Origin of the sequence: Streptomyces sp. NPDC001816 (genome assembly GCF_042892235.1) — a bacterium.
GTDB lineage: Bacteria > Actinomycetota > Actinomycetes > Streptomycetales > Streptomycetaceae > Streptomyces.
In genome coordinates, this window is the sequence record NZ_JBIATY010000001.1 from 1,134,912 (window position 1) to 1,152,900 (window position 17,989).

12 protein-coding genes and 2 pseudogenes are annotated in these 17,989 nt (G+C 69.8%); 11 read left to right on the forward strand and 3 right to left on the reverse strand.

Features of this window, described 5'->3' with window-relative positions:
- Positions 1-62 precede the first annotated feature (62 nt).
- Positions 63-884: pseudogene (locus ACFYZZ_RS05185) on the reverse strand (helix-turn-helix domain-containing protein); the annotation flags it as partial.
- A gap of 77 nt (positions 885-961) precedes the next feature.
- On the opposite strand from ACFYZZ_RS05185, the gene ACFYZZ_RS05190 reads away from it, so the two are divergent.
- The 3 genes and pseudogenes from ACFYZZ_RS05190 to ACFYZZ_RS05200 all read left to right on the forward strand — a co-directional run.
- Positions 962-1,816 (forward strand): alpha/beta fold hydrolase, encoded by an 855-nt coding sequence (locus ACFYZZ_RS05190; protein ID WP_389171708.1) that lies wholly within the window; start codon positions 962-964, stop codon positions 1,814-1,816.
- 18 nt (positions 1,817-1,834) lie between these two features.
- On the forward strand, positions 1,835-3,088 hold the full coding sequence (locus ACFYZZ_RS05195; protein WP_389171711.1) for an FAD-dependent monooxygenase: 1,254 nt from the start codon (positions 1,835-1,837) through the stop codon (positions 3,086-3,088).
- 11 nt (positions 3,089-3,099) lie between these two features.
- Positions 3,100-3,225, forward strand: a pseudogene (locus ACFYZZ_RS05200) (transcriptional regulator); the annotation flags it as partial.
- Positions 3,226-3,313: 88 nt separating this feature from the next.
- On the opposite strand, the gene ACFYZZ_RS05205 reads toward ACFYZZ_RS05200, so the two are convergent.
- Positions 3,314-4,531 (reverse strand): Ig-like domain-containing protein, encoded by a 1,218-nt coding sequence (locus tag ACFYZZ_RS05205; RefSeq protein WP_389172043.1) that lies wholly within the window; start codon positions 4,529-4,531, stop codon positions 3,314-3,316.
- Between the two features lie 244 nt (positions 4,532-4,775).
- On the opposite strand from ACFYZZ_RS05205, the gene ACFYZZ_RS05210 reads away from it, so the two are divergent.
- The 3 genes from ACFYZZ_RS05210 (at position 4,776) to ACFYZZ_RS05220 (ending at position 9,325) form a co-directional block, all read left to right on the forward strand.
- A complete protein-coding gene (locus tag ACFYZZ_RS05210; protein ID WP_389171714.1) occupies positions 4,776-5,747 on the forward strand; it encodes a nucleotidyl transferase AbiEii/AbiGii toxin family protein in 972 nt (323 codons plus the stop codon).
- A gap of 376 nt (positions 5,748-6,123) precedes the next feature.
- Complete coding sequence (fusA, locus tag ACFYZZ_RS05215; RefSeq protein ID WP_389171717.1) at positions 6,124-8,181, forward strand: elongation factor G; 2,058 nt, start codon at positions 6,124-6,126, stop codon at positions 8,179-8,181.
- Between the two features lie 310 nt (positions 8,182-8,491).
- Complete coding sequence (locus ACFYZZ_RS05220) at positions 8,492-9,325, forward strand: class II glutamine amidotransferase (protein ID WP_389171720.1); 834 nt, start codon at positions 8,492-8,494, stop codon at positions 9,323-9,325.
- 230 nt (positions 9,326-9,555) lie between these two features.
- Here ACFYZZ_RS05220 and ACFYZZ_RS05225 read toward each other — a convergent pair whose 3' ends face one another.
- A complete protein-coding gene (locus tag ACFYZZ_RS05225; RefSeq protein ID WP_389171722.1) occupies positions 9,556-10,845 on the reverse strand; it encodes an ROK family protein in 1,290 nt (429 codons plus the stop codon).
- A 200-nt stretch (positions 10,846-11,045) separates the two neighbouring features.
- On the opposite strand from ACFYZZ_RS05225, the gene ACFYZZ_RS05230 reads away from it, so the two are divergent.
- The 5 genes from ACFYZZ_RS05230 to ACFYZZ_RS05250 all read left to right on the forward strand — a co-directional run bounded on the left by ACFYZZ_RS05230 (position 11,046) and on the right by ACFYZZ_RS05250 (position 17,629).
- Positions 11,046-12,362, forward strand: coding sequence for an ABC transporter substrate-binding protein (locus ACFYZZ_RS05230; RefSeq protein WP_389171725.1), 1,317 nt, complete (start codon positions 11,046-11,048; stop codon positions 12,360-12,362).
- Positions 12,363-12,367: 5 nt separating this feature from the next.
- Positions 12,368-13,354 carry a carbohydrate ABC transporter permease gene (locus ACFYZZ_RS05235; RefSeq protein WP_386575982.1) on the forward strand — a complete coding sequence of 329 codons (987 nt, stop codon included), beginning with the start codon at positions 12,368-12,370 and terminating at the stop codon, positions 13,352-13,354.
- 22 nt (positions 13,355-13,376) lie between these two features.
- Positions 13,377-14,216, forward strand: a complete 840-nt coding sequence (locus ACFYZZ_RS05240; protein ID WP_386576343.1) for a carbohydrate ABC transporter permease — start codon at positions 13,377-13,379, stop codon at positions 14,214-14,216.
- 29 nt (positions 14,217-14,245) lie between these two features.
- Positions 14,246-15,610, forward strand: coding sequence for a GH1 family beta-glucosidase (locus ACFYZZ_RS05245; protein WP_389171728.1), 1,365 nt, complete (start codon positions 14,246-14,248; stop codon positions 15,608-15,610).
- 195 nt (positions 15,611-15,805) lie between these two features.
- Complete coding sequence (locus tag ACFYZZ_RS05250; RefSeq protein ID WP_389171731.1) at positions 15,806-17,629, forward strand: adenylyl cyclase; 1,824 nt, start codon at positions 15,806-15,808, stop codon at positions 17,627-17,629.
- Positions 17,630-17,989: the final 360 nt, after the last annotated feature.

The following is a 17,989-nucleotide window of genomic DNA, read 5'->3' on the forward strand; positions in this document are numbered from 1 at the left end:
CCCTGTTGATCAGGGGTTTTCTGCTTTTCAGGACTGTGGCGTGACCTGCGCGGACAGCAGCTGGGCCATGCGATGTCGTCAACGGCGAGAAACGGCTCGCCAGCAACGGTCGCGGGGGTTGCCCCGGTGAACGCCATGACGTCCCGATGCAGGTGGGACTGGTCGGCGTAGCCAGTGTCGGCCGCGACTTCGGCCGCGCTTTCACCCGCGACCAGGCGGTGGGCGGCATGGTCGAAGCGGACCAGCTTCACGGCGCGTTTGGGCGGCAGGCCGAGCTGCGACCGGAACCGGGACCACAGCCGCTTACGGCTCCACCCGACCTCAGCCGCGAGTCCGTCGACCCGGGTCAGGCCACGGCTGACGACGATCCGGTGCCAGGCCCAGGCCACCTCCGGGTCCACCGGCGGCCCCGCCTCATGCCGGCGGGCGAGCAGTGCGTCTGTCAACGCGAAGCGATCCTGCCAGGACAAGACATCGCCGAGTTGCTCGCGGATCCGGGACGCCTCCCGGCCCCACAGGTCGCCCAGCGGCACGACGGCGCCGTCGAGGTCAGCGGGGGCGACACCCAGAATCGCACGTGCGATCACCGGGGACAGGCGCACCTGCACGCACTCGACGTTCTCTCCCCGCGCCCGGACCGCGCCTCCGGACCCGAGCCCGGGCCCGGCGACGATGCTTCCCCGCTGCTGCTGCCCCGGGGCACAGTCAAGGACGGGCGAGCCGGCGCCGAACTCCAGGACCAGCGTCACGGCAGGGTGCGGGACCATCCGAAGCGCGTCCAGTTCACGGACACGGAATCCGGCCATGGTGACACCGGCCACCCGGCTGGGCCGCTGCGGGCATGCGACGTCCCACACAGCCGCACCGTGCATGAACGTTTGCACCATCCCATGCTACGTCAGCCAACCGAGGGGAACATTCGTCCAATCCGCCGACGGGGACCAGCGGCGACAGTGGGCCCATGACTGCTTCTGACGGCGATCCGCACGTGAACGGCGGCGCCACCACCGAGAGTTCAACCCTGTCGCTGGACGACGGCGACATCTACGTGTGCCAGGACGGCCCCCGCGACGCCCCCGCACTCCTGCTCATCCACGGGTCAGCATCCTCGACCCGCTCGTGGGACCCGCTGGTTCCGCTGCTGACGGGATCTCACCGCGCCATCCGGACCGATCTGCTCGGGCACGGCCGGTCGGCGAAACCGGCCGACCGCAGCTACGCGATCCCGGACCAGGCACGACGGGCCGGAGCGGTACTGGACCGGCTCGGCGTCGAGCACGCCGTGGCCGTCGGTCATTCCAGCGGCGGCGTCGTCGCCACCGCCCTCGCCGAACAGCGACCCGACCTGGTGACCGCGCTCGCGCTCATCAACACCGGACCCAGCCTGGACGCCTTCATCGCAACGGAGTCCGCCGCAATCGGCCTCTCGCAGTGGCCGCCGACCGACGAGCAGCTCCGGCGATTCTCGAGCACGGGTTTCAGCCGCGCGGGCTACAAGATCCCAGAAGAGCTCCTGGACGACGTGCGCGGTATGACCCGTCACTCGCTCACCATGTCGATGCGGGCCACCCGCTCCTACCTGGAGCAGCGGGCGCTGCCGGATCGGCTGACGGTCCTGGGCAAGCCGCTGCTGGTGATCTTCGGCGAGGACGACCGCAGATGGCGATCCTCATCCGCCTCCGACTACCGCGCCGTTCCGGGCGCAAGGGTCGAGCTGCTGCCCGGTCTCGGGCACTCACCCCTGCTCGAGGATCCGCCGCGGACCGCCACCTCCCTGCTGGCCTTCACCGCGATCCACGCCGTACGGGTGGACTGAATGACAAGGAGGGGTGCCATGCGGATTCTCGTCTCCGGCGCCAGCGTCGCCGGACCGGTGCTGGCCTACTGGCTCACCAGACACGGCTTCTCCGTCACCGTCGTCGAGCGCGCGCCGGCGCTGCGCAAGACCGGCGGCCACGCGGTCGACCTGTTCCGGCCCGCGATGAACGTCTCGGAAAAGATGGGCGTGCTGCCGCGCATCGAGGAGCGGGCCACCGGCACCAACCGAATGACTGTCCACCGGGAGGGCTCACGGCGTCCCGTCCGGGCGGACCTCTCCAAGATCTTCGGCGCCAGCTCCGACCGGCACGTCGAGATCATGCGCGACGACCTGAGCGAGATCTACTACGACGCCGCACGCGACGACGTCGAGTACGTCTTCGGCGACTCGATCACCGCGATCTCGCCCGATGGCGAGGTGCGGTTCGAGAACGCCGCGCCGCGCCGCTTCGACCTCGTCGTCGGTGCGGACGGGCTGCACTCCAACGTGCGCCGCCTCATCTTCGACGAGGAGTCCCGTTTCACCGCCTTCATCGGGGCCTACCTCGGGGTACTGACCCTGTCGAACGTCTCCGACCTCGACGGCGAGCTGCTCATCCACGTCGGCGTCGGCCGCACCGCCGGCATGTACGGCGCGCGGCACCTCGGCGACGCGCGGGCGTTGTTCCTGTTCCGGAGCGAGCGCGAACTCGACTACCACCACCGCGATGTGCCCCGGCAGAAGGAACTGCTGCGCGGTGCGTTCGCCGGCATGCACCCTGACGTGGACCGTTGGCTGGACGAACTCGACCGCACCCCGGCGTTCTACTTCGACTCGATCACCCAGCTCCACATGGACACCTGGTCGCAGGGAAAAGTGACGCTCGTCGGCGACGCGGGCTACTGCCCCGGTCCGGCCGTCGGCGGCAGCACCACCCTGGCCGTCGTCGGTGCGTACGTCCTCGCCGGAGAACTGGCACGGGCGGGCGGCGACCACGAGCGTGCCTTCCCCGCCTACGAGCGCGTGATGGCGGCGCACGTGCACGGCAGCCGCGCGGTCGCGCTGAGTGCAGCGAAGACCCTGATCCCCACGTCCCGCCTCGGCGTGTGGGGACTGGCCCAGGGCGCCCGCCTCATCTCCGCCCTGCCCACGGGCCCCAGCCGCGCCCTCGTTCGCCTCACCACCAAGAGCGCACGCCTCTACAACTCCGTGACCGTCGACGACTACCCGCCGTCGCCCGCCGCATCAGGAGGCCGGGGCGGTCCCGGAGACGACCTCGGGGCGGAGTGAGGAGTGCTCGCCGGGTGCACGCGGACACACTGGACGCTGCCGCCGCCCTCACGCAGCCCAGCCAGGTCGAGCTGTACGCCCGAGCCTTTGAGCAGCCTTCGCAGGGGGTCGCGCGGGGAGCTGCGGCACGTTCCCTGAGCCTGACGCCGCAGGCGGCGGCCTACATGGTGTCGGCCGCCGCCTGGCGGAAGGGATTCAGGTTCAGCTGCGTGGAGGGGCGTGACGTCAGCCGGTCGCGCTGCCCGAGACCCACTCGGCCCACGGCATGTTCCAGTCGCTGAGGCCGTTGCCCGGGGCCAGCGCGGTCTTGTCGTCGGAGTTCTTGACGATCACGACGTCACCGATCATCGAGTTGTCGAAGAACCACGCGGCGGGCAGCCTGTCGTTGCCGCCGCCCCTGACGTCCTTCAGGCCCACGCAGCCGTGGCTGGTGTTGACCTTGCCGAAGACCGAGTCGGCACCCCAGTAGTTGCCGTGGATGAACGTGCCAGAGTCGGTCAGGCGCATGGCGTGCGGCACGGCCTTGATGTCGTACGAGGGCTTGCCGTCCTTCTCCGTGAGGCCGACGGTCGCACCGTTCATGTGGATGTGCCGGAACTTCTCGGAGATGACCATCTGACCGTTGTACGTCGGGTGCTCGGGGCTGCCGGACGAGATCGGGATGGTCTTGATCGTCTTGCCGTCCCGTACGACGGTCATCTCCTTCGTCTTGGCGTCGACGGTGCTGATCTGGCTCCGGCCGATCTTGAACATGACCGTCTTCTGGATGCCCTGACGGGTGAGCTTGACGGTGACGGTGGAGCCGGGCTTCCAGTAGTTCTGGGGGCGGAAGTCCAGGCGGTTGTCGTTGAACCAGTGACCGACGACCCGCTGCCCGCTGCTGGAGCTGACCTGGATCTCCGACTCCACAGCGGCCTTGTCGCTGATCGCCTTGTCGAAGCGGACCGTCACCGGCATGCCCACGCCGACGGTCGAGCCGTTCTCGGGGGAGAGATGCCCGATGAAGTCGTTGGCCGCGGAGACCGTGGAGATCGCGGCGTACCCGGTGACGGAGCGGCCCTTGGCGTCCACGGCCTCTGCGGCGACCTGATAGCGGGTGGCCCGCTCCAGTTGGCCGTTCGGCTTCCAGGACGTGCCGTCCGCGGACATGGTGCCCGGAATCTCGGCACCGGTCGCGACGGCGGTCATGGTCACCTTGGTGAGCTTCCCGTCGCTGACGGTGACCTTGACGGGGCCGTTGATCCCGACGTTGTAAGCACCTGCCCCGGACGTGATCATTATTCGGGCGTCGGAAGCGTCCTGGGCGTCCTGGGCGGCCTTCTGATCTGCCTGCGTCTGCGGTTTCGGAGGGTTCCCGGGGTCGTTGTCACTGGTGGCAGCGTTGCTGGTACCGCCCATCGCCGTGAGTGCGAGCACGCCGCCGAATACGCCGGCCGTAGCCATCAGCCCGATGCGTCGCTTACGTACCGTGATCAAACGCTTCTCCCATGCCACTGATCGTTGAATCCCTGGAGCTGGTTACCGGAGGAGTGCAACCGGCATCAAAGAACTACTTTTACGCATTCATCCCTCCTTAAGGGAGTGAATTGTGGCGAATTCCACGCGGCGTGGGTGCTCTCAGTGCGCTCGGTGCTCGTGGTGCTCTCCTCACCCCCCGCTGTCAGTGGCGGACGCTACGGTCTGCCCCGTGAACGGGGAGCGAGACGAAGAGTCGGTGAGCCGGCGTGCGGCTCTGGATCATGTGCTGGGTCTGATCGCGGACGCTCCCTGGAGCGGAAGCCTGGTCCTGCGCGGAAGCATGGTCATGCCGGCCTGGGTGGGAGCCGCGGCGCGCGAGCCCGCCGATCTCGACTGGGTGGTCCTGGAGCACGCCGCCGGGGTCGATGCGCTGGACCCGTATCCGTACGTCGACGCCCTCGACACGGTGCAGCAGTGGCCGGAGGCCGCCGACGGCGCGGCTCGGTACGAGATGTGGACGTACGAGGAGTTCGACACCGCCGGACAGCGGCCCGTCCTCCCACCCGAGGGCCTGCGCTGGCTGTCCGACGAGGACGTGGTGGAATCCGGCCCCCCGTACCTGGACCTGCTCGAACGCGTGGCGCAGCGGCCGTGGGCGGCCCCGGGTGTGTTCCTCGACGCGGCGAAGGCGCGCGTGGACGGCACGTGGACGTACACGGAGTACGACACACCAGGGGTACGGCTGCTCATTCCCTGGCAGAGAGAAGGGGTGCCCGCCGGCGAGGTACGGCTGGACTTCGCCCGCGACGAACTGCTTCCCGAGCCCCCGGTGTGGACCCTGATACCGCGCGGCGACGGGGGAGCGCCCACCGCGGTGCGGACCGCCGGCCGGGAGCTGTCCCTCGCCTGGAAGTTGCTGTGGCTGCACACCGACAGCCGGGACGAAGGCCGGGCGCAGGGCAAGGATCTGTACGACGCGGTGCTTCTCGCCGAGGGGGAGGGGGCGTCCCTGACGCCGCGCCTGCTGAGGTCGGTCTTCCGTCGTGCGGCGTGCCGGGAGGCGGACGCTCTCCGCCCGGCCGCGGTGGTGCGGTGGGATGTGGACTGGGCCGGGTTCCAGGAGAAGCACCCGTGGGTGCGGGGCACGGCGCAGGAGTGGCTGTGGCGGCTCGCCCGGGCCCTGGGATCGATCGGCGCGTGAAAAATCGGTACTCGGTTCCTGACCGGTTTCCCTAGACTCACCCTGCATCGCGCGGCGTTGACACATCTCGGCCGCGTGTTTCGTGACCACTGACACCGAGGGGAGCCGGGCCGTGCGTGACCGTACCGCCGTCGTCGTCCCCCCGTCGCGGTCCGAGGTGATCCTGGTGTCCTCGTCCGTCCGGTGCCCGCTGCGCGGCCGGCACCGGATGCCCGTGACGACGCTCTGACCCGGTTCACCACCAGCTCACACGGCACAGCCCACGCACGCCCGGTGGCGGGTGGCCGGGCCGGGTCCGTCTGCTCCTGAGCACGGGAAATCGAGCACGGGAAATCGCGCTGCCCCTTTTTCCTGATCCTCAGAAAGGCCATGGGCCGTGCGTACCAACCTCAACACCCTCGCCACCGTCCGCAACCTCGGCATCCTCGCCCACGTCGACGCCGGCAAGACCACCGTCACCGAGCGCTTCCTGTACGCGACGGGAACCACGCACAAGCGCGGCGAGGTCCACGACGGCACCACCGTCACCGACTTCGACCCGCAGGAACGCGACCGTGGCATCACCATCTTCGCCGCCGCCGTCAGCTGCGGCTGGGACGGCCACCGCATCAACCTCATCGACACCCCGGGCCACGTCGACTTCGCCGACGAGGTCGAACGTTCGCTGCGCGTCCTCGACGGGGCGATCGCCGTCTTCGACGCCGTCGCCGGCGTCGAGCCGCAGAGCGAGTCGGTGTGGCGGCAGGCCGACCGGCACGGTGTGCCGAGAATCGCCTTCGTCAACAAGCTGGACCGCGCGGGCGCCGACCTCGACCGGGCCGTCGACTCGATCCGGGAGCGGCTGCATCCTGCCCCGCTCGTCGTCCAGTTGCCGATCGGGGCCGAGGGCGGCTTCACCGGCGTGGTCGACTTGGTGCGCATGCGCTCCCTGGTCTGGGACGGCGGTGGCGGTACGGCGGCGGAGGGGCCGGTTCCCGAGACGCTGGCGGAGGAGGCTCTGCGGCGGCGTCGGGTGCTGGAGGAGGCGGTGGCCGAGGTGCATCCGGCCGCGCTGGAGGAGTTCTGCGCAGAGTCCGCTCTGTCCGAGCCGACCCTGGCCGCCGCCCTCCGGGACCTCACCCGCACCGGCGACGGTGTCGTCGTACTGTGCGGCTCCGCCTACCGCAACCGCGGCATCGAACCGCTGCTGGACGCGGTGGTGGCCTACCTGCCCTCGCCGCTGGACGTGCCCGCCGTACGCGGTGTCCACGGCGACACCGAACAGCGGCGGCCCGCCGACCCAGAAGCACCGTTCGCTGCCCTCGCGTTCAAGGTGAACGCGGCCGGCATCGGGCGCCTGACCTGCGTGCGCGTCTACTCGGGCACGATCGAGAGGGGAGACACCGTGTGGGACCCCGGCACCGGGCGCACCGAGCGGGTGGCGCGGATCCTGCGGGTCATGGCGGACCGGCACGTCCAGCTGGACCGGGCGGTCGCCGGTGACATCGTCGCGCTCGCGGGCCTGAAGTCGGCGCGGGCCGGTTCGACCCTCTGCGATCCCGGCGCCCCGCTGCTCCTGGAGGCGCCCGTGGTCGCCGAGCCCGTGGTGTCCGTCGCCGTCGAGGCGCGCCGCAGCACCGACACCGGACGGCTGGCGACCGCGCTCGCGCGGCTGGCGGAGGAGGACCCCTCGCTGGTGGTGCGCACCGACGACGAGACCGGGCAGACCGTACTGTCCGGGATGGGCGAGCTGCATCTGGAGGTCGCGGTGGAGAAGATCCGCCGTTCCGAAGGACCGGAGGTCGTCGTGGGGCGTCCGCGGGTCGCGCATCGGGAGACTGTCGTGCGCGGGGTGAGCGGGCTGGTCTACCGGCATGTCAAACAGGACGGCGGTGCCGGGCAGTTCGCGCATGTCGTCCTCGACGTCGAGCCGCTCGGGGCCGAAGTCGGGGCCACCGGCTTCGAGTTCCGGTCCGTCGTGGTCGGCGGGCGGGTGCCGCAGGAGTATGTGCGGGCCGTGGAGGCCGGCTGCCGGGACGCCCTGGCCGAGGGGCCGCTCGGTGGGCATCCGGTGACCGGGCTGCGGGTCACGCTGACCGACGGCTCCACCCATGTGAAGGACTCCTCCGAGATGGCCTTCCGGACCGCCGGCCGGCTGGGACTGCGCGAGGCGCTGCGTGCCTGCGCGGTGGCCCTGCTGGAACCGGTGGCCGAGGTTACGGTCACCGTGCCGGAGGACGCGGTCGGCGGAGTGCTCGGTGACCTGGCCGCTCGGCGCGGGCGGGTCAACGGGTCCGAGAGCCGGGGTGGCTCGGCGGTGCTGACCGCCACTGTGCCGCTGGCCGAACTGTTCGGCTATGCGACTCGGTTGCGCAGCCGGACCCAGGGGCGGGGCACGTTCACCACCCGGCCGGCGGGTTACGCGCCGGCGCAGCAGCCGGCACCGGCTCGGTAGTCGGCAGGCTCGCTGCGGATCGACAGGTCGCCGGATCGACAGGTCGCCCGGGGACCGAGGCAGCCAGTGAGGGCTCCTCGGTCCCCGGGCCGCCCTCGGCCGGCCGGGAAATCACCCGCGCCGGGCGATGCGCTCACCCCGGGAGCCGGATGAGGTGGAAGACGGACAGGAAACCGCTGGTCCACGGACAGGAAACCGCTGGTCCGTGGCCCGGAAGGCGTGAGGTGACATGACCGAGGACAGCATGACCGAGGTCGGAAGGGGCGCGAGTGGCGTGGCCGCTCGGGACCCCGTACGGGGGGCGTGAGCCATGTGCCGTTGGCTTGCCTACTCGGGTACGCCCCTCGTACTCGACGAGGTCCTGTACCGCCCGCAACACTCGCTGATCGACCAGAGCCTGCACGCACGCATGGGCGTCGAGACGACCAACGGCGACGGCTTCGGCATCGGCTGGTACGAGGATCACACCCCCACCCCGGCCGTGATCCACGACATCGGACCGGCCTGGAACAACCGCAATCTCCACGAGATCGCGGAGCATGTCCGCTCACCCCTGTTCTTCGCCCACATCCGAGCCTCCACCGGTACCGCGGTACAGCAGACCAACTGCCACCCGTTCCGCCACGGTCGCTGGATGTGGATGCACAACGGCTCGATCGCCGGATTCCACGAACTCCGCCGGGATCTCGTGCTCGCCGTCGACCCGGCGCTCTTCCCTTCGATCGAGGGCACCACGGACTCCGAGGTGATGTTCTATCTGGCGCTGACGTTCGGGCTGGACGAAGATCCGGTGGGGGGCGTCGCCCGTATGACCGGCTTCGTCGAGCGAGTCGGACGGGAGCACGGGGTGCCGTCCCCCATGCAGATGACGGTCGCGGTGGCCGACGGGGAGCGGGTCCTGGCCTTCCGGTACGCCAGCGAGGGCACGCCGAGATCGCTGTACTACAGCAGCAGGGTGGACGACCTGCGGGCGCTGCACCCCGACGCCACTTTCCTGCGGGACGTCTCGGACGAGACCCGCCTGGTGGTGTCGGAACCACTGGGTGATCTGCCCGGCGCCTGGAACGAGGTACCGGCCGACACCTATGGCATCGTCCAGCCGGGCGAAGATGTGCTGCAGGACTTCCGGCCCGAGGTTCCCTGACGGATGCCCCCGGCGTGCAGACCGAGCCGGGCGGAGAGCTTGCGGGCAACAGGCTCATGCTCGGCGCCATCAGCCGTCACCGACGGGCTCCGTACCGCTGCCGACCGGGGGCGCCACCTGTCCGGCCGGCACCGGTACGGAGCCCGGACCAGCGACTGCCCAGGCAGGTGCCGGATCGGACGTGCGTCGGCTCGGACAAGCGTCGGCTCGGACATGCGCCGCCGGACCCCTCACGCCAGCCGTCCATCCACCGCCGCCCGCCAAGCCGGTGCCTTCACCGGCCGCTCCGCGGGCCGCGGCCGTTGCCCGCCCCGGGCGAAGAACGCCGCCAGCGGAAGCACCGCCGCCCCCACGGTGACCGCGTCCGGTCCGAGCCGGCCCAGTTCGATGCCGACCCGGCCCGCGGGGAAGCGGAGTGCCTGCGCGAGGGCGTGGGCGCGGACCTCGTCCAGGAAGGCGCCGCCGAGTTGGAGGCCCGCCCAGCCGCCGATCAGGACGCGTTCGGGCTGGAAGAGGTTGATCAGGTCGGACAGGCCGGCGCCCAGGTACTCGGCCGTCTCGGCCAGGACGGCCGCCGCCACCGGGTCGGGCGTGCTGTCGTTCGAGGGGCGGGCGGCGGCGAGCAGTTCGGTCAGGGCCCTCTCTTCGCCTGCCCCGGGCGACGGTTGCCCGCCTGCCTCCTGCCAGCGTGCGACCAGCGCCTCCGCGCCCGCGTACGCCTCCAGGCAGCCCCCGGCACCGCACCGGCACCGGCGCCCGCCGACCCGTACCGTCAGATGTCCCCACTCCACCGCCCGTCCCTGGGCTGCCTCCTCGGTGACCACGCAGGCGCCGACTCCGGAGCCGAAAAGGACGACCACGGCGTTGCGGGCGCCGCGGCCCGCGCCGAACCACATCTCGGCCTGGCCCAGGGTCTTGGCGCCGTTGTCGATGAAGTAGGGGATGTGAGAGGGGAGTTGGCCGGTCAGGCGGAGTCGTCGCTCCAGTGGGACCGCGTCCCAGCCGATCGTCTGGCCGTGGACGACGGCGCCCTGCTCGCCCGCGTCCTCGATGATGCCGGGCACGCCGATGCCGACGCCAAGGAGGTCGTCGGGGGTGAGCGCGGCCGTACGGAACACCTCGGCCATGCCCTCGTGCACATGGCCGACGACGGCGTCGACGTCGTATCCGCGTGGGCCCAACGGGCGTTCCGCGCGGGCGAGTTCGCGTAGTCCGAGGTCGAACAGCTCCACACGTACCCGGGTCTCGCCGACGTCGACCCCGATGAGCCGGCCGCTGTCCGGTCGTATCCGCAGCAGTCGGCGCGGGCGGCCGGCGTCGGAGTCGACGATGCCCGCCTCCTCCACCAGGCCGTCGGCGAGGAGTTCGGCCACGACGTTGCTGACGGAGCCCGAACTGAGCCCGGTCGCCGGGCCGAGCGCGTGCCGGCTCATCGGGCCGTCGAAATACAACCGTTGCAGAACGGCGCTCCGGCTCTCCCGCCGCAGGTCACGCACCGTACGGCCGCCCAGCCCTGCCACCCGACCTCCCTGGTTCGCGCAAATTTGTGGCCCGCCGGAGCGGATGCCGTTGCCGGATCCCTTGACGAGCGATTCTCTTGAGGTTTAACTCACATCCTAAATTAAGCCATGAGGGGCTGGCTGGCTTCGAGGGTCGAACGGGTATCGGCCTCCGCGAGCCCCTCGGGGTTCTCGACTCCCGGAAAGGGACACCTGGAGCCATGCGCAGCATCCGAGCCGCGGCCGTAGGCGCCGTCACCATGTCTCTCGCTCTCGCGGCCACGGCCTGCGGAGGCGGTTCGTCCAGCGGCAGCGGGTCCGACGACTCGCCGAAGACGCTGACCTACTGGGCCTCCAACCAGGGCGCCAGTATCGCCGTCGACAAGAAGGTCCTCCAGCCCGAACTCGACAAGTTCGAGAAGCAGACCGGGATCAAGGTGAAGCTGGAGGTCGTGCCCTGGTCCGATCTGCTCAACCGGATTCTGACGGCGACCACGTCCGGTCAGGGCCCGGACGTGCTGAACATCGGCAACACCTGGAGCGCCTCCCTGCAGGCGACCGGCGCGCTGCTGCCGTGGGACGCCAAGAACTTCGACAAGATCGGCGGCAAGGACCGGTTCGTCGAGTCCGCGCTCGGATCCACGGGCGCCCAGGGCAAGGACCCGGCCGCCGTACCGCTGTACTCGATGGCGTACGCGCTCTACTACAACAAGCAGATCTTCGCCGATGCCGGCATCTCCAAGCCCCCGGCCACCTGGGACGAGCTGATCGCCGACGGCAAGAAGATCAAGGCGAAGGGCAGGTCGGTCCTCGGTGCCGAGGGCTCGAACGTGTCGGAGAACATCCACCACACCTTCGTCTTCGCCAAGCAGCACGGCGCCGACTTCTTCACCGCCGACGGCAAGCCGGACTTCACCAACCCCAAGGTGGTCGACGCGGTCAAGCAGTACGTCGACCTGATGGCCAAGGACAAGGTCATCCCGACCGGCGACGCCGAGTACGCGCAGAACCAGTCCGTCAGCGACTTCGCCAAGGGCAAGCAGGCCATCCTGCTGTGGCAGTCCGCCTCCGCCAACCTCAAGTCCCAGGGCATGAGCGAGGACGCCTACGGCATCGCCCCCGTGCCCGTGCAGTCCGGCACCCCCGGCGCCGGCGCCCAGACCAACTCGATGGTCGCCGGCATCAACATCGCGGTCTTCAAGAACAGCCACAACCTCGACGGCGCCACGAAGTTCGTGAAGTTCATGACCAGCGACGACGAGCAGAAGACCCTCAACACGGCCTACAGCTCGATCCCGCCGGTGAAGGCCGCCCAGGAGGACGCCGCGTTCAACTCCCCGTCCAACGCCGTGCTGAAGAACACCCTCGCCACCAGCGCGGCCGCGCTGCCGCAGGTCCCCGCCGAGTCGCAGTTCGAGACGACGGTCGGCACGGCCGTCAAGGAGCTGTTCGCCGACGCCGCCGCCGGACGCGCGGTGACCACCGACTCCGTCAAGGCCAAGCTGGAGAAGGCCCAGCAGCAGATGCCGGCGGCCTGAGCACGATGACCACCACCGCTCTGAAAGAGCCGGTGCACGAGACCTCACCCGGCGCGGCGCGCGAACACCGCCGCCGCGCCGGGCGGATCCGCCGCATCGGACTGCCCTACCTGCTGCTCCTGCCCGCCCTGCTCCTCGAACTCCTCGTCCACCTGGTGCCGATGGTCATCGGCATCGTGATGAGCTTCAAGGAACTCACCCAGTTCTACATCCGCGACTGGGGGACCGCCCCCTGGTCCGGCCTCGGCAACTACAAGCTGTCGGTGGACTTCGACGCACCCGTGGGCGAGGCGCTGCTGCACTCGTTCCTCGTCACCGTCGGCTTCACCCTGCTGTCGGTCGGCCTGTGCTGGCTGATCGGCACCGCCGCCGCGATCTTCATGCAGGACACCTTCCGCGGCCGCGGTCTGCTGCGCGCCCTGTTCCTGGTGCCGTACGCGCTGCCCGTCTACGCGGCCGTCATCACCTGGGTGTTCATGTTCCAGCACGACAACGGCCTGGTGAACCACGTTCTGCACGACCAGCTGCACCTCACCGACAAGCCCTCCTTCTGGCTGATCGGCGACAACAGCTTCTACGCCCTGCTGACCGTGTCCGTGTGGAAGGGCTGGCCGTTCGCCTTCCTCATCGTGATGGCCGGGCTGCAGAACATCCCGCGCGAGCTGTACGAGGCGGCCGCACTGGACGGCGCCGGGATGTGGCAGCAGATCCGCCGCATCACCCTGCCGTCCCTGCGCCCGGTCAACCAGGTGCTGATCCTGGTCCTGTTCCTCTGGACGTTCAACGACTTCAACACGCCGTACGTGATGTTCGGCAAGGCCGCCCCCGAGGCCGCCGACCTCATCTCGGTGCACATCTACCAGGCGTCCTTCGTCACCTGGAACTTCGGCACCGGCTCCGCCATGTCCGTCCTGCTCCTGCTGTTCCTGCTGGTCGTGACGGGCCTGTACCTCCTGTTCACCTCGCGCGGACGGAGGGCCGCCGATGTCTGACTCCCCGATGTCCGACTCCCCGATGGCGCCGCCCCGTTCGTTCCTGTGGTCCCGGCGGATCTTCCTCACCCTGCTCACCGGCTTCGTGCTGCTGCCGGTGTACGTGATGGTCTCCAGCTCGCTGAAGCCGCTCGCGGACGTCACGGGCAAGTTCCGCTGGCTGCCCAGCGGGCTGACCGTCCGGCCGTACATCGACATCTGGTCGACGATCCCGCTCGCCAAGTACTTCGTGAACTCGCTGATCGTGGCGGGCGCGGCGACCATCTGCTCGGTTGTCATCGCCGTGTTCGCCGCCTACGCCGTCAGCCGCTACGAATTCCGCGGCAAGCGGGTCTTCACGGTGACGGTCCTGTCGACGCAGATGTTCCCGGGAATCCTCTTCCTCCTCCCTCTCTTCCTGATCTACGTCAACATCGGCAACGCCACCGGCATCGCCCTGTTCGGCTCCCGCGGCGGCCTGATCCTGACGTACCTCACCTTCTCGCTCCCGTTCTCGATCTGGATGTTGATCGGCTACTTCGACTCGGTGCCGCGCGACCTGGACGAGGCGGCGCTGGTGGACGGCTGCGGCCCGCTCGGCGCGCTGCTCAGGATCGTCGTGCCGGCCGCGATCCCCGGCATCGTCGCGGTCGCCGTGTACGCCTTCATGACCGCGTGGGGAGAGGTGCTCTTCGCGTCCGTCATGACCAACGACACCACCCGCACCCTCGCCGTCGGCCTCCAGGGCTACTCGACCCTCAACAACGTGTACTGGAACCAGATCATGGCCGCATCGCTGGTCGTCAGCGTGCCGGTGGTGGCCGGCTTCCTCCTCCTCCAGCGCTATCTCGTCGCCGGTCTGACGGCAGGCGCCGTCAAGTGACCAACACCTTGCACTCCGAAGGGACTTCCGTGTCCGAACGCATCGACCTCGCCGCACTCCCGAACGACTTCCTGTGGGGCACGGCCACAGCGGCGTACCAGATCGAGGGGGCCGTCGCCGAGGACGGCCGTACACCGTCGATCTGGGACACCTTCTCGCACACCCCGGGGAAGATCGCGAACGACGACAACGGCGACGTCGCGTGCGACCATTACCACCGCTGGCGCGAGGACCTCGACCTGATGCGGCAACTCGGCACCAACGCCTACCGGTTGTCCGTCGCCTGGCCACGTGTGATCCCCGGCGGCGACGGCCCCGTCAACCCCAAGGGCCTGGCCTTCTACGACGAGTTGGTGGACGCCCTGCTGGAGGCGGGCATCACCCCCTCCGTCACCCTCTACCACTGGGACCTGCCGCAGGTGCTCCAGGACCGCGGCGGCTGGCCGGAGCGGGAGACGGCCTTCGCGTTCGCGGAGTACGCCTCCACGGTCGCAGAACGCCTCGGCGACCGCGTCAAGCTCTGGGCGACCCTCAACGAGCCGAGCTGCTCGGCGTGGATCGGTCACCTGGAAGGCACGATGGCCCCCGGCTGGACGGACCTGACCGCAGCCGTACGCGCCTCCTACCACCTGCTCCTCGGCCACGGCCTCGCCACCCAGGCCGTCCGTGCCGCAGCCCCCGACACCCGGATCGGCATCGTCAACAACCTCTCCACCGTGCACCCGGCCACCGACCGCCCCGAGGACCACGCCGCCGCCCGCCGCCACGACGGCCACGTCAACCGCTGGTGGCTCGACCCGGTCCACGGCCGCGGCTTCCCGACCGACATGGTCGAGACGTACGGCGTCGAACTGCCCATCGCCGCCGGTGATCTGGAGACGATCGCGGCCCCGCTGGACTGGCTCGGCCTGAACTACTACTTCCCGGCGTACGTCGCCGACGACCCCGACGGCCCCGCCCCCCGCGTCCGCTCCGTGCGCCGCCCGGACGTCCCGCGCACCGGCATGGACTGGGAGATAGACGCGAGCGGCATCGAGACACTGCTGCTGCGCCTCACCGAGGAGTACGGCGCACGGAAGATCTACGTCACCGAGAACGGCTCGGCCTTCCCGGACGTGGTCCGCCCCTACGGCACCGTCGACGACCCCGAGCGCCAGGACTACCTGGAGCAACACCTCGCCGCCTGCGCCTCGGCAACCCGCAAGGGTGCCCCGCTGGCCGGCTACTTCGCCTGGTCGCTGCTGGACAACTTCGAGTGGGCGTACGGCTACGACAAGCGCTTCGGCCTCGTCCACGTCGACTACCCCACCCAGACCCGCACCATCAAGGGCAGCGGCCACCGGTACGCGGACATCATCCGCATCCACCGAGGCCAAGGAATCCGGGCCGCCTGAGCCCGGCCCGGACGGCTGGGGGCACGGGAGCGGGAGCCTGTGCCCCTGGCGCGATTAAGGGCGACCTCTTCTTGGTGCGGACTTATTGACGCTGCATACCGGCGATGATTCACTCCGCGGCCGAGAGCGCTCTCTCGCGTTTCGGGGACCAGCCGCGGTCCCGTTTACCCACCACGTTTTAGGAGAGCCGTGTCCGTGATTCCCTCTCGTCGCGCCCTGCTCCGCGGAGCGGCGGCCGCCGCCGCAGCGGTGCCGCTGGCCGGCGCAACCGCAGGATCCGCCTTCGCGTCGTCCCCCGCCTCCGCCGTCGGCTCGGGCGACCACGGCGCTGCCGGCCATGGGACGGCCGGTCTGGGGCCGAACGTCCTGGTCTTCGACACCTCCATGGGCGACGCGGCGATACAGGCGCAGATAGACGCTGTGTTCGCCGTCCAGGAGTCCAACCAGTTCGGCACCGAGCGGTACGCCCTGGCGTTCAAGCCGGGCACGTACAACGTCGAGATCAACGTCGGCTTCTACACCCACGTGCTGGGGCTCGGCGCCAGCCCCGAGGACGTCGTGATCAACGGTCATGTGACCGTCGACGCCCAGTGGTTCGGCGGCAACGGCACCCAGGACTTCTGGCGGGCCGCCGAGAACCTGACCGTCGTGCCGCCGGACGGGCTGGATCGTTGGGCCGTTGCCCAGGCCGCGCCGATGCGCCGCGTCCACGTCAAGGGCGACATGATCCTCATGCCGAGCCCGCCCGGCAACGGGTGGTCCAGTGGCGGCTTCCTGGCCGACAGCGTCGTGGACGGCCAGATCAACTCGGGCTCGCAGCAGCAGTGGCTGTCGCGCAACGACACCATCGGCAGCTGGACCGACGCCAACTGGAACATGGTCTTCGTCGGCGTCGAGGGCGCACCCGCCACGTCCTTCCCGACCCCGCCCTACACGACCGTGGATCGCACCCCGGTGGTCCGGGAGAAGCCCTTCCTGACCGTGGACCGCCACGGGGCGTACCACGTCTTCGTGCCCGCGCTGCGCCGCAACAGCAGCGGCACCTCCTGGGCCGACGGGCCGGTCGCCGGCCACAGCATCCCGCTGACCGAGTTCCACGTCGCGCGGCCGGGCGACTCCGCCGCGAGCATCAACGCGGCCCTCGCGCGCGGCAAGCACCTCCTGCTCACCCCGGGCATCTACGCGCTGTCCGCGCCGCTGCGAATCTCCCGGCCCGGCACCGTCGTTCTCGGCCTTGGCCTGGCCACCCTTCAGGCCGTCAAGAGCAACTCGCTCATCGACGTCGCCGATATCGGCGACGTCTCCGTGGCCGGCGTGATCCTCGAGGCCGCCTCCGCCCGCTCCCGCGTGCTGCTGCGCGTCGGCGACGGCCACACCCGAAGAAGCCACGCGCACCAGCCCACCGCGCTCTTCGACGTCTTCCCACGCATCGGCGGCGCCGTCCCTGGCGGCACCGAGGTCGGCATCCAGATCGACAGCAACGACGTGATCGTCGACCACGTCTGGGCCTGGCGTGCCGACCACGGCCTCGACGGCACGGTCGGCTGGGCGGTCAACCCCGCGGGCGTCGGCTTTCTCGTCAACGGCGACCGGGTCACCGCCTACGGCCTCTTCGTCGAGCACCACCAGAACTACGAGGTGCTCTGGAACGGCAACCACGGACGCACCTACTTCTTCCAGAACGAGCACCCCTACGACGTCTGCACGCAGTCGGCCTGGAAGCACGGCAGCACCAACGGCTTCGCCGCCTACAAGGTCGGCGACCACGTCACCGACCACCACGCGTGGGGCCTGGGCAGCTACGCCTACTTCAACCTCAACGCGAACATCTACACCGACCGCGCCTACGAGGTCCCCGACACCCCAGGCGTCGTCTTCACCTCGCTGATGACCGTCTGCCTCAACGGTCCGGGCGGCGGCGGCATCCTGCACTGCATCAACAACACGGGCGACCCCGTCGAAAACGGCTTCGGAACCTACTACATGAAGTCGTACTCGAACGGCGTCGGGGTGGTCTGACCTCACCCGCAGGCGCTGCGGCTCCCACGGCACACTCCGCCCACACCGTCTTGCCGGGCCCACCGTCGGCGCGGAGACTCCACCCCCAGCGGTCGGTCAGGGCCCCGGCCAGGAGGAGACCGCGCGCGCCGTCGCGCGGGTCGTCCTCCGAGGTGTGGGCGGGCAGGTGGGGAAGGCGAACGGCCCCGGCTACTCGGCCGAGGGCAACATCGGCACCCGCCAGACGTATCCCAACGGCGGCACGGCGGATGGGGGGTGAGGTGGATTGCGTTCGGGTGGAGCAGAAGAGCTGAGGAGCCGACATCGCACGAAGGCCGATCACCGCCCCCACCAGAGGGTAGCCAGGTATTCTTGATCACA

Bases quoted from the DNA above. Each gene is read 5' to 3' on its own strand.
- ACFYZZ_RS05230 (WP_389171725.1), top strand. From the start codon at position 11,046: ATGCGCAGCATCCGAGCCGCGGCCGTAGGCGCCGTCACCATGTCTCTC.
- ACFYZZ_RS05235 (WP_386575982.1), top strand. From the start codon at position 12,368: ATGACCACCACCGCTCTGAAAGAGCCGGTGCACGAGACCTCACCCGGC.
- ACFYZZ_RS05195 (WP_389171711.1), top strand. From the start codon at position 1,835: ATGCGGATTCTCGTCTCCGGCGCCAGCGTCGCCGGACCGGTGCTGGCC.
- ACFYZZ_RS05240 (WP_386576343.1), top strand. From the start codon at position 13,377: ATGGCGCCGCCCCGTTCGTTCCTGTGGTCCCGGCGGATCTTCCTCACC.
- ACFYZZ_RS05205 (WP_389172043.1), bottom strand. From the start codon at position 4,531: ATGGCTACGGCCGGCGTATTCGGCGGCGTGCTCGCACTCACGGCGATG.
- ACFYZZ_RS05220 (WP_389171720.1), top strand. From the start codon at position 8,492: ATGTGCCGTTGGCTTGCCTACTCGGGTACGCCCCTCGTACTCGACGAG.
- ACFYZZ_RS05190 (WP_389171708.1), top strand. From the start codon at position 962: ATGACTGCTTCTGACGGCGATCCGCACGTGAACGGCGGCGCCACCACC.